The organism is Sulfitobacter sp. CB2047 (assembly GCF_000735125.2).
Classification (GTDB): Bacteria; Pseudomonadota; Alphaproteobacteria; order Rhodobacterales; family Rhodobacteraceae; genus Sulfitobacter; species Sulfitobacter pontiacus.
In genome coordinates this window covers 253937-265881 of record NZ_CP072613.1, presented here as the reverse complement: position 1 = coordinate 265881, position 11945 = coordinate 253937, and the positions used below count along the sequence as shown (strand labels likewise).

Here is an 11945-nt window from a genome sequence, read left to right as displayed (position 1 = left end):
TAGCCAAAAGTCGTTGCGCCTTTGCTTCTAAGGGCGCGACGATATTGAATAGCTCCTAGATTTGTAGACGCTTTCTTCCCTAACTTTGAGGCAAGGAGGCCGTTATGGGGAAGCCAAATTTCAGTGAAGATTTCAAGCGCGATGCCGTCCATCAGATACCAGTGCGGGGGTATGCCGTTCGCGAGGTTTCGGAGCGGTTGGGCGTCAGTACATATTCGCTCTACAAATGGATGAAGCTCTACGCAAAAGCTGCGTCACAGACATCATCTGTTGACCATGAAGCTGAGAACCGCAGGCTCAAGCGTGAGTTGGCGCGGATGACGGAGGAGCGTGACATCCTAAAAAACCGTTCAGGGTTGGGGCCCGCCTGCGCGCGGTAGAAACAGCCTGTGCTATCGTTGCTCTATGAAGGGCAGCGGCCGTTCGCTTATTGGTGGTCTGTCTTGGGTCAGAACCCCGTTAAAAAACGTGGTCCATGGGTTGATGCGAACTTGAGAGTGGTGACGCTGTTTTGCAGTGATCCCGGTTAGGAAGATGACAGATCTGCATAGCCCACGCCCTTCTGTAGCCAACAGGAGGATAGATGATGGCAAAGCAAAAGACCTGCAAGGCCCCAGCAATTGAGACTGTGAACGTCGGAGCTGCGGCAGTTGATATCGGTTCGCGTGAACACATGGCGGCCGTCAATCCGGATGTGACAGATACGGCAGTGCGTGCCTTCGGCACCTTCACCCATGACCTGCATGACCTTGCGGATTGGTTTAAGTCGCACGGGGTGACCAGCGTCGCGATGGAATCCACGGGCGTGTATTGGATCCCAGCCTACGAGATACTCGAACAGCATAGCTTCGAGGTTATACTGGTCAACGCCCGCTGCGCCAAGAACGTCCCAGGTCGGAAGACGGACGTCAGCGACGCAAGTTGGCTGCGGCAGTTGCATTCATATGGGCTCCTGCGGGGCAGCTTTCGACCAACGGCTGAGATTGCGACGTTACGCGCGTATCTGCGCCAACGAGAACGGCTGGTGGAATATGCAGCCGCGCACATCCATTGACCGGCAGGGTATCGCATAGCGATGTCCCGAGAGGGGAGCACATGCAGAAGGCTCTGATGGAGATGAACTTGCAGCTGCATCATGTGGTCTCTGATAGCGCCGGCGTTACGGGGATGAAGATCATCCGTGCGATTGTTGGGTAATCCCCCATTAAAAATGGGGGGATTACCGTCCGAGGCGTCGCGCAACGTACTGTTCGACCAGATGGCATACTATCTTGCGCAGCACCGGGTCGAGTTCGACAAGGATGTTGAAAAAGCGGTTTCCGCGCCAAAGAAGGCGGCATGAAGATTTTCGAACCTGATCAGGCTCTGACGGAAGCGCTGGCGGAATCTGTGACCGCGGACGAGGCCGTGCTGATCGAGAACGCCAAGAGCCGCGGTATTGAGAACCCCGAAGCGCTGCTGGCAGAATACAAGCGCATCGTTGATCGCTGGGCCGAGCTGCTGGCGGATGTGGACCACGGCGATACCGATGCATTGGCAGCATTGGCCAAAGCAGAGATCTACGACAAGTTGGACCGCGCAAACTACGGTATGAACTAACCCACATATACTATGTACAGTCCCAGGGTGCTGCCAAAGCGCCTCGGGGTTCCTACCGCCCTGCGACCTCATAGCGTTTTGATCAAAACGCTACCAGCAATGTAGACTGTCATTCGACAGCGCGCAAATGATCAGAAGACTGTTTGCAGCACATGATGCAGACGCAGGTGGGGTTACCCGGCAGCGGCTTTGAGCACCTCGGTCATTTCCCCCAACTCACGCGGGCGACCAGAAACGCTCAACTGCAGCAAATATCGAAAAGCGCCGTCGAAACGCAGATATAGAAGTTCCTTGGTTTTGCGCTCAGAGGCTATCGGATTCATCATCTCGATCAGCTGTTCTTCAATCTCGTCAACGACGGGAACGAAAGCTTGGTCAAATAGCGCTTGGTTTCGAATGTCGTACCAAAGCCGATGAAGCTCGGCTTCGGTACTGATCGTTTCTGCCAAAGCAGTACAGAACGCTGTCTTGATGCGATCTGGGTTGGAAATACCACTGACAGATGCAGAAATTGTTCTAGCAAACTCGCTTTTGTACTGTCGCACACAGTAGATCAGAAGCTCGTCCTTATCCTCAAAATAGTAGTGCAGACTGCCAAGCGACATTTCTGATTGCGACGCAATATCACGCAGGGTCGTACGGGCATAACCATAAAGCTTAAGCGCGCTGATCGCACTTTGCGCAATCTCGCGTTTGCGGTTCTCACGCTTGCGGGCCTTATTCGCTTTTCGGTCCGCAAGCCTACCTGTTTGGGTCATGTCGTTCATCGGGCACTCACATTTGTCCCTGCCGACCTAGCCCAAAAGGGCGTGAAAGAAAATACGCGGCAGCTTGAACCAGCTGGGTTTGTGCTGAAACCGGGTCAGCAAACGACCGATATGATGCTGACGCTTGTTTGACACAAACCAGGGCGGACGGGGCAGCAGGCTCATCCCGCCGGATAGCAGATTGCGCGGGAAGGGGCGGAACGGGGCCTCGATCACCGTGCGTTCAACGTTTTCAAGCATGAAGGTATTGTGGACGGTGCCCACACCAGACTGGACGTTTTGCAAGGTTGCGCCAGCAAAGCCGCCCCAGGGACAGGCAGTCACCAGAAAGGCAAGGCCGGACCATGCATTGATCGCAATCGCGCCATAGCGGAATTCGGCGATGATCTCTTCGAACCGTTTACGGCCCATGGCGCGGATCGTGGCAGGGTGGATGATGATATTGCCGCCCAATGTGCCATAGAGCGTGTCATTCGCCCATTTAATCGCTTCGATCAGATAGGTTTCGGCATCTTGTGCCTCGATGTGCATGACACCAAGCGCAGATGTGAAGACTTCGGTCTGGGCCAGCCAATCGCTATCACCCTCGGCCATATCGGCAAGATAAAGCGGAGCCACATCCGCCCCGCGATCCAGCATTTGCGGGTTTTCGGCGTGATCGACAAAAGCCTGTTGGCGATCTTCGGCACCGGGGTAGTAAGCGGCCCGTTTGGTGTATTTGGCCATCACATCGGCGACATTCCCCATCAACTCGGCTGTCTTATCCCAGCCTTTCGGCAAAATAAGGCTCTGCACCGCGACACAGTTAAAGCCACCGTTATGCAGTTTCATGGTGGCGATGTTCTCCGCTTGAAAGCGCAAGTCCGCCTTGGTCCACGGGCCTGGTACGACGATAGTGGGGCAAACGGCACCAAGCTCGGATGTCATGTGTCGGGTGTTTTTCGGCGTGTTGGCGGCCTTGTTCTTCTCGCCTTCCTCGCCTGGCCCCCAGACGATCAGATCATGGGTGGCGCGCGCACCGGTGATGTGGATTTCCTCCACCAGCGGATGCGTCGTAAGATAGGCCCCCGCCAGACCATCGCCACGATGGATACGTAGTGCGTCGCGGTCGATCAGCGGCTTCAGGGCGGCCTGCAAAGGTTCGGTCAGGTAGTCGTTGACGGGGTTCATTTTAAGCAAGACCACCTGGTTTTCCAGAAAGAGCTTCTGGAAAGCATCCAGCGGCGTGATCGCGGCGATATTGCCGGCGCCCAGAACCAGCGCGACCTTGCCAAGGCGTTGGTCTGCCGGAATATCATAGGCTGATGCAGCGTTGTTCTTGAGGTTGGCCGGAGTCACGCCTTTTTGCATCCAGACATCCGCACGCACGCCTGAAATCAGCAGCCGATCCCAGATCGAATGTGGCACAACGCGCACGGCGGTTTGGCCGCTTGGCAGGCTGCGTTTCTTTAGCCCGTCCAGAAAGGTTTTGCCTTCCATCTGCGACAGCGTATCGATCAGACCGTTGCAGCAGGACATGACGGCATAGGGGCCCGATGTCCATTCCTCCCCCAAGAGAGGGGAGCCTTGCGGGATGCCCTTGGCCTTACCCGCCGCATCGACCCATTCGTCGGCGACGCGCATCAGATTGTCTTTGACTGCCTGCAGAACCGCGATGCGGTCGTCCAGCGAGGTGCGCGCCCAACGGTCTTTCGCCGCGTCTAGGGCTTTTAGGTCGGCGTCATAGGCTGCTTGCAGATCGGGGGTGAAGTTACTTTGATGTTTCATGCGGCTCCCTCCAGAAGGACGTTCGCGTAGGTCTCGCGTAGTTTGAGTTTCACCACTTTGCCCGTGGCACCTAGGGGCAGTTCATCGACAAAGATCACCCGATCCGGCACCTGCCAGCTGGCGACTTTGCCGTCGTAGATTTTCAGAAGCTCCGCTTCGGAGACGTCACCGGATTTGACCGCGATCAGGATCGGACGCTCGTCCCATTTAGGGTGATGGGCAGCGATGGCGGCGGCATTTGCGATCGCCGGGTGACCGATTGCGATGTTTTCAAGCTCGACCGTAGAGATCCATTCGCCGCCGGATTTGATGATGTCTTTTGAACGGTCTCGGATCACCATGAAACCATCCGCGTCAATCGTGGCGACATCGCCAGTGTCGAACCACCCATCGGGGGTCAGCGCCGAGTCTTCTTTGTTAAAATAGCTGTGGACTACCCAAGGACCGCGCACCTGCAGGTCGCCCTGTGTTGCCCCGTCTTCGGGCAGTACATTACCGGACTCATCTACCAGCCGGATTTCTATCCCGTAAACAGAGCGGCCCTGGCCCACGCGAATGTTGGTTTGCGCTTCGGTCGACAGACCCTCGTGGCGCTGCAGCAGACGGTTGACCGTCGCGAGGGGGCTGGTCTCTGTCATGCCCCACGCTTGAATCAATTCAACATCATATTTGTCACGGAACGCCGTATACATCGACGGTGGCATCGGTGCGCCACCGACAATGGTGCGGGTCAGGCTTGGCAGTTTAGAGCCGGATTTCTCCAACGCTGCTAATAGCCCCATCCAAATTGTGGGCACGCCAAAGGCAGCAGTCACGTGTTGGGTGTCGATCAGGTTGGTCAGGCTGTCCCCATCCAGCCCCGGACCCGGCAGCACCAGTTTTGCACCAGCCGACGCCGCAGTATAGGGCACGCCCCACGCATTGACGTGGAACATTGGCACAACCGGCATCACCGTATCACAGGCCGAGATCGCAAGCCCGTCGGGCTGGTTGCCCACGAGCGCATGAAGCAAGGTCGACCGATGGGAATAAAGCACGCCTTTCGGGTTTCCCGTGGTTCCGGATGTGTAGCAAAGCGAAGAGGGCTGGCGTTCATCGAGTTCGGGCCAGACAAAATCCGGGTCTCCGTCTGCGATCAATTCATCATAGAATTGCAGCCCGTCAAGCATCTGGGCCGCCTCGTCGTCCCGTGGTCCCAGCAGAACGTAGTGCTCGACCGTATCAAACCGGTCCTTCAAGTTTGCCACAGCGGGCAGGAAGGTTCGGTCAAAGAACATCACCCGATCTTGCGCGTCATTGGCAATATAAACCATCTGGTCGGGATGCAGACGCGGATTGAGGGTATGGCAGACGAAGCCTGCACCCGAACTGCCAAAGTAAATCTCGAGGTGCCGCCGGTTATTCCATGCGATGGTGCCGCACCGGGTTTGCTGCGGCAGGCCCAGTTTGGTCAGTACCGAACCCAAGCGCCGCGCATTATTGCCAACCTCTTGCCAGCTTGTGACGTCTACTGCGCCTGAAGTTTCAACCGAGACAATTTCGGTGCGCCCGTGGCAGCGGGCTGCGTGATCGATAAGGGAAGAGATCAGCAACTGCTGGTCCATCATTTTGCCAAGCATAAAGTGGCTCCGTAATTTTAAGACGATATGGGGGCTCGCGACCTCGGTTGCCCGAGGTCGCGAGGGGTAAGCCAAGTTAGGCCCGGATTAGATCAGAGCACTTTTCGCCAATCATGATGGCGGCGGCGTTCGTGTTGCCATTGACGATCGTCGGCATGATAGACGCATCCGCGACGCGCAGCGCGTCGATCCCATGAACCTTTAGATCGGCACCGACCACAGCCATGTCATCGGACCCCATTTTACAGGTGCCCACAGGGTGATAGATCGTCTGGATATTGGCCCGCAAATAGGCTCGAATTTCGTCATCGGTTTGGACATCCACCCCCGGAAAGCGCTCTTCGCCACGGAAATCATCCAGCGCAGGGGAGCTCATGATCTTACGCGCGATCTTGACCCCCTCGACCAGAATTTCCAGATCTTGAGCTTCGGCAAGCGCATTCGGGTTGATCAGCGGCGCATCCTCTGGGTTGGCTGACGCGAGCGTGATTTCACCCACTGACTTCGTACCAACGAGGCTTGGCATGATGGTAAAGCCTTCGCTGTCCGTTGGATTGCCAGCACCGTCCGAGATGAACCAGGTCGGGGCAAAATGAAACTGTAGATCAGGGGCAGGGGCGTCCGGCATAACCGTCAGATATCCGCCTGCTTCGCCAATATTCGACGTGAGCATTCCCATGCCCTTGGCGAGCAGTTCGGCCTGCTCAGGCTCAGTCGCATGGGCGAGGGTTACGGGTTGCGTGCAGACATGGGCAACCGGTGCCATCAGGTGTTCCTGAAGGTTCTGACCAACACCGGGGAGGTCATGAACCACCTCGATCCCCAGCTCTGTCAGGGCGCTGCGTGATCCAATGCCCGACAGCATCAAAATCTGGGGTGAGCCGATCGAACCTGCCGACAGGATGACTTCAGCCTCCGCCATGACCTCATGCATCTCGTCGCCTGCTTTAAAGCGCACACCGACACAGCGGCCATTTTCGACAAGGAGCTTGTGCACATGGGCTTCGGCCTGAATCGCGAGATTGTCGCGCGTTAGGGCAGGGTGCAAGAAAGCGACGGCCGTCGAATTTCGCATCCCGTCTTTTTGCGTGACCTGATACAGGCCGAACCCTTCCTGCTCTGTGCCCGCATTGAAATCGGGCTGCGCTGGATAGCCCGCCTCTACAGCGGCATCGACCATCGCGAGCGTTACAGGGTTAGGGTCGCGCAGGTCCGCTACGTTCAGCGGGCCACCTGTGCCGTGATGATCATCGGCACCGCGTTCGTTATTTTCCGACCGCTTGAACAGCGGCAAGACATCTGCGTGGCTCCAGCCGGGGTTTTCTGCCCCCCAAGCATCATAACAGTCCGGATTGCCCCGCTTATAGATCATTGCATTGATCGAGCTTGACCCACCAAAAACTTTTCCTCGGGGCATATATAGTTGAATATCGGCGGAATGCTTTTGGGGCGTGCTGCGGTAAGCCCAGTCTAGCGGGGTCTGAAATAGATTGGGAAAGGCAGCAGGAATGTGGATGAACTGGTTTTCATCCGCAGGCCCTGCTTCAAGCACGAGCACGTTCTTGTCCGGGTCCTCCGACAGGCGCGCCGCAAGGGCGCAACCCGCAGAGCCGGCACCGATAATGATGTAATCATATTTTTCGGTAGCTTGCGCCTTGGCATGGCTGGCCCCTAGTGCAAGAGGTGCCGCAGCGGCCACCCCGAGTGCTGCGCTTTTGCGCATAAAGTCACGCCGCGAAATACGGCCTGCGTCAAATTCCTGTGCAACGGCTGCGTATCTTGTCTGGTTCTTTTCGCTGTTCATGATCGACTCCTCCCAAGTCATTTTCATCAAGGACTGCCCCTCCACAGGCGACCCTTGATGCTATTCGACATCTGAACAGACGAACTGGTCATTTGTCCAGTATTTTATGATTTACATCTCAGGGCGGGTAATTAGTTAACATTAACAGATAGTTGTGCAATCTAAGGCTGATGAAGTCATACCCCGTCAACTCTGCGATGTCGCGGATCTCTTAGAATTTCACACAACGAATTCCACAATTTCCGGCTTCGCGCATTATGCCGGTACGGCGCAAATCCGGTGTGCATCTTCAGGGGTTAGTGCCCCTAGGCTTGGTGTAATTCCGACGGTAGCGCGGGCTGAGTGGAGCCACGCGTTGCTTAGGCGGAGCCCGCGCGGTTTGCTGGGCGACCGTGGACGTTCTCCGGTAGGGTTTGGGTGCCACACCTAACCTACTAATCAAGAAGAACCCCATGACAAAGGACATCATATCAGAAACAGCCGCTTTGAAAGCGCTTCTTTCGGAGACTGCGGACCATCAAGTTCTGGCCGAGATGCTGGGTTTCGGTGTCGACCGGCTATTGGCCCTCGATGTCGACCATCTGCGAAAATAACATCATGGACCCGGTAAAAATCGCCGCCCTTTAAACCGGCTCAACATCCAGCCGAAGAACAAATTAGACCACCTGCTGGGACACTATCCGCATATAGGCATCGGTTAGCACTTCGTTGCGCCGGGAAGCCCCAGCAGAACGGATTCATTGAAAGCATCAAACTTCAGCACTCGGCGCTAAGGTTGAGGGGACTTGGGGCCTAGGTCAGTTGATGCGTGAGGGCCAAGCCTATCAATCTAGCGCATTCAACTAAATCCGCGCCGCAGGAACGTCTGGGGTACAGGGCGCTAAAATGGCGTGGCGTGGGCTGCGCCCATGATTATGCGGGCGACAGAATGTGGATTTTGCTATCGGCGACCATGTTCTTGGATTGTTTGCTATACTCTTTCATATGTGGTGCTGCAGCATGTGCTCCTAGCGCCTGCATGCTCTCCCATTGTTCAACGACAACAAATGTATCTGGCCCAAATTCCGCCTGCATTGGTCCTGCACTTTCTGCGTCGACTGTGGCCTCGTAGGCGATGCAGCCTGCTTCAGCTTTTACGGTAGGGACGTTCTTATTGAATAGATCCAGAAGTGCTTGGCGTTGTCCTGGCCGGGCTGTGATGACGGCAATAACGTGGATATTTGGCATAGGTAACCTTCTTTGGTTGGCGGGCGCTTTGGGTTTAGCTTCGAATTAATCGGGCACTTAGATGTGGCTTTGATGCTGTGAGTTCGAGTGCTGTTTCTTATGAATATTTGGTGTAAAATCCTAAACCTACAGCGGATGATAAAGCAATGCTTGAAATATATTAATTCAGCAGTTAATTAGTGCAAAGTTGGGGCGTTGGAGGAGGATTCTTCACCCGTCGATGTTCTATGATACCGTGCCTTGGGAGGGGATAATGGTTCACTGCAGCAGTCAAAGCGGCGCAAATCGTGAAGATGGCAAGATGCGCCGCGCACCGGAAAACGCTGTGGTTGCGTCATGAAGCATCCATCCTACACGGCCAAAACTGATCCTGATAAAATTGCCTATGAAATGGCAGGTAGCGGCGAAACCCTGAGTTTTGGGCAGCTGGACAAGCGATCCAACAAGGCCGCGCATGGTTTTCGGAAACTGCAAGTGGAAGCCGGCGAAAACATTGCGCTACTATTTGAAAACTGTCTGGATTTTGTTGTTCTCACATGGGCGGCTCAGCGGTCGGGGGTGTTCTACACCGCCATAAGCTGCCATCTGACTGCGAAGGAGATCAGTTATATCGTAGGCGATTGCGCAGCGAAAGTGCTGGTGCTCTCCTCCAAATATGCGGAGCTTTTTCCTGCAATCCAAAGTGCTTGTCCGGATGTTAGAATTTTTGTGAGCGGGAAATGCGACGATCCGGGAATGGACTGGAACGCCTTTGTGCGCCATATGCCCAGTGATCCGATCCAAGACGAGACGGTGGGCGCGGACCTGTTGTATTCGTCAGGTACGACGGGGAGGCCCAAGGGCGTGGTGCGCGAATTCACCCGCCAGCCAATCGAAACGGTCATACCGCCGCTGATGACGGTGCTGTGTGAAACGATGGCGAATATGAACGACCAAAGCGTCTATCTGTCTCCTGCCCCTCTGTATCATGCAGCCCCTTTGCGCACATCAATGATGGCGGTCATGCTGGGTGGCAAATCAATTATCATGGAGCGGTTCGACGCCAGCGAAATGCTTCGACCGATCGGTCGACACCGGGTGACACATACTCAGGTTGTGCCAACGATGTTTGTGCGGATGCTCCGTCTACCCCGTGCTGAGCGCGAGACGTATGACCTTTCCTCGCTAAAGGTGATTTTCCACGCGGCAGCACCTTGCCCGCAAGAGATTAAGCGACAGATGCTGGATTGGGTTGGTCCGATCCTGATCGAATATTACGCAGGTTCCGAGGCAAATGGGGTAACCGTATCGACTTCGGATGACTGGCTGAAGTATCCGGGCACCGTGGGGCGTTCCCTGATTGGTGACATACTTGTGGTCGATGAGAACGGCAGGGCGTTGCCTGCCGGAGAGATAGGCGATGTCTATTTCGACAGCGGTATCGAATTTTCCTATCGTGCAGATCCCGATAAGACTGCCAAGGCTTACTTGCGTCCCGGGTGTTCCACGCTGGGGGACGTCGGCCATGTGAACGAGGAAGGGTTTCTTTTTCTCACAGACCGTGCGTCGTACACGATTATTTCCGGTGGCGTGAACATCTATCCGCAAGAAACCGAAGATCTGCTTGCGTGCCATCCTGACGTTGCAGATGTCGCGGTGTTCGGCGTTCCCAATGAGGAAATGGGCGAAGAGGTAAAGGCGGTCGTGCAGCTTGAACATGGTGTCGCCCCGTCGGCGGCAAAGTCAGAGGAACTGATGGAATACTGCCGCTCTCATCTGTCCCGGATCAAAGCGCCGAAAAGTATCGACTTTCGCACCGACCTACCGCGAACACCGACAGGCAAGCTGACCAAACGAAAGCTCAAGGACGAATACTGGAACTGAGCGTTAAAGCTTGCTGGGGCAGCATATAACGCCCAGACTCACCGCTCTGATGACAAGAACTGGATCACCGAAAATGACTTTTACCCTCGATAACAGCCGGATGTCCGAACGGGCGTTGGAAATCGCCGACCGCGTAGAGGCTTTCGTTCGTGAAAAGATCGTTCCTTATGAAAAGGACGACCGCCGCAACAGCCACGGCCCGACGGAAGCGCTTGGCGACGAGATGAAGGAGGCGGCCCGACAGGCGGGGGTGATGACGCCCCATATCCTCGAGGACGGCACGCATCTGACCCACCTTGAAACAGCATGTGTGTTGATCCGGTCGGGCCTGTCGCCGCTCGGTCCGGTCGCTTGCAACGTGGGCGCGCCCGACGAGGGCAACATGTATCTGCTGGGCAAGGTCGGATCGGCCGAGATGAAAGAGCGGTTTTTAGCACCGATGGTCGAAGGCAAGATGCGATCCGCCTTTTTCATGACGGAGCCCGCTGCCGAAGGGGGTGCCGGGTCTGATCCGATGATGATGCAGACGACCTGCAAGATGGACGGGAACCACTGGGTTATCAACGGGCGCAAGACGCTGATCACCGGCGCTGATGGGGCGGGGCTTGGCATTGTCATGGCAAAATCCGAGGACGGGGCCTGCATGTTCCTTGTTGATCTGCCTGATCCCGCGATCCGGATTGAGCGGGTGCTGGACACCATTGACGATTCAATGATCGGCGGACATTCGGTCATCAACATCGACAATCTGCGGGTCCCTGCGAGCCAGATGCTGGGGGAAAGCGGTGAAGGTTTCCGCTATGCTCAGGTGCGTCTGTCGCCTGCGCGTCTGACCCATTGCATGCGCTGGCTTGGTGCGGCGATCCGCGCCAATGAGATCGCGAGCGACTATGCCAACCGGCGTATGGCTTTTGGCAAACCGCTGGTGGATCACGAGGGTGTCGGCTTTATGCTGGCCGAGAATATGATCGACCTAAAGCAGGCCGAGCAGATGGTTTACTGGTGCGCGGACGTGCTGGATACGGGCGAGTTGGGTACGGTCGAAAGTTCCATGACTAAGGTGGCTGTGTCCGAGGCGCTGATGCGGGTCGCGGACCGATGCGTTCAGGTAATGGGCGGGCAGGGCGTGACTGGCGATACGATCGTCGAACAGGTGTTCCGCGAAGTGCGCGCGTTCAGGATCTATGACGGCCCGACCGAAGTGCACAAATGGTCGCTGGCCAAAAAGGTCAAACGGGATTGGAAAAAGGCGCAGGGCGAATGAGCCCTGTCCGTTTCAGTTTGAATTCAACCATTATG

10 protein-coding genes and 1 pseudogene are annotated in these 11945 nt (G+C 56.0%); 6 read left to right on the top strand and 5 right to left on the bottom strand.

Annotated features, from left to right (window positions below; genetic code table 11):
* Window positions 1-104 precede the first annotated feature (104 nt).
* From IV89_RS01290 to IV89_RS01280, 3 genes and pseudogenes are all read left to right on the top strand, one after another.
* Window positions 105-356, top strand: a pseudogene (locus IV89_RS01290) (transposase); the annotation flags it as partial.
* A 227-nt stretch (window positions 357-583) separates the two neighbouring features.
* Window positions 584-1054 carry a transposase gene (locus tag IV89_RS01285; protein WP_308811047.1) on the top strand — a complete coding sequence of 157 codons (471 nt, stop codon included), beginning with the start codon at window positions 584-586 and terminating at the stop codon, window positions 1052-1054.
* A 284-nt stretch (window positions 1055-1338) separates the two neighbouring features.
* On the top strand, window positions 1339-1599 hold the full coding sequence (locus tag IV89_RS01280; RefSeq protein ID WP_235183713.1) for a hypothetical protein: 261 nt from the start codon (window positions 1339-1341) through the stop codon (window positions 1597-1599).
* A 173-nt stretch (window positions 1600-1772) separates the two neighbouring features.
* On the opposite strand, the gene IV89_RS01275 is transcribed toward IV89_RS01280, so the two are convergent.
* From IV89_RS01275 to IV89_RS01260, 4 genes are all read right to left on the bottom strand, one after another.
* Complete coding sequence (locus IV89_RS01275) at window positions 1773-2366, bottom strand: TetR/AcrR family transcriptional regulator (protein ID WP_051843862.1); 594 nt, start codon at window positions 2364-2366, stop codon at window positions 1773-1775.
* Between the two features lie 27 nt (window positions 2367-2393).
* Window positions 2394-4133 (bottom strand): aldehyde dehydrogenase family protein, encoded by a 1740-nt coding sequence (locus tag IV89_RS01270; protein WP_037942216.1) that lies wholly within the window; start codon window positions 4131-4133, stop codon window positions 2394-2396.
* Window positions 4130-5752 (bottom strand): long-chain fatty acid--CoA ligase, encoded by a 1623-nt coding sequence (locus tag IV89_RS01265; protein ID WP_037942214.1) that lies wholly within the window; start codon window positions 5750-5752, stop codon window positions 4130-4132. Before IV89_RS01265 ends, IV89_RS01270 begins: the two co-directional genes overlap by 4 nt.
* A 76-nt stretch (window positions 5753-5828) precedes the next feature.
* The gene (locus IV89_RS01260; RefSeq protein WP_235183712.1) at window positions 5829-7556 is read right to left on the bottom strand and encodes a GMC family oxidoreductase N-terminal domain-containing protein; all 1728 of its coding nucleotides are present in this window, start codon (window positions 7554-7556) and stop codon (window positions 5829-5831) included.
* A 452-nt stretch (window positions 7557-8008) separates the two neighbouring features.
* Between IV89_RS01260 and IV89_RS01255 the strand changes: the two genes are divergently transcribed.
* On the top strand, window positions 8009-8149 hold the full coding sequence (locus IV89_RS01255; RefSeq protein ID WP_160171649.1) for a hypothetical protein: 141 nt from the start codon (window positions 8009-8011) through the stop codon (window positions 8147-8149).
* A 319-nt stretch (window positions 8150-8468) separates the two neighbouring features.
* Here the strand turns inward: IV89_RS01255 and IV89_RS01250 are convergent, their stop codons facing one another.
* A complete protein-coding gene (locus IV89_RS01250; RefSeq protein ID WP_037942212.1) occupies window positions 8469-8783 on the bottom strand; it encodes a putative quinol monooxygenase in 315 nt (104 codons plus the stop codon).
* Window positions 8784-9119: 336 nt separating this feature from the next.
* Between IV89_RS01250 and IV89_RS01245 the strand changes: the two genes are divergently transcribed.
* Both IV89_RS01245 and IV89_RS01240 read left to right on the top strand, forming a co-directional pair.
* Complete coding sequence (locus IV89_RS01245; protein ID WP_037942210.1) at window positions 9120-10646, top strand: acyl-CoA synthetase; 1527 nt, start codon at window positions 9120-9122, stop codon at window positions 10644-10646.
* A gap of 73 nt (window positions 10647-10719) precedes the next feature.
* Window positions 10720-11910: an acyl-CoA dehydrogenase family protein gene (locus IV89_RS01240; RefSeq protein ID WP_235183711.1), complete on the top strand. Its 1191-nt coding sequence runs from the start codon at window positions 10720-10722 to the stop codon at window positions 11908-11910.
* Window positions 11911-11945: the final 35 nt, after the last annotated feature.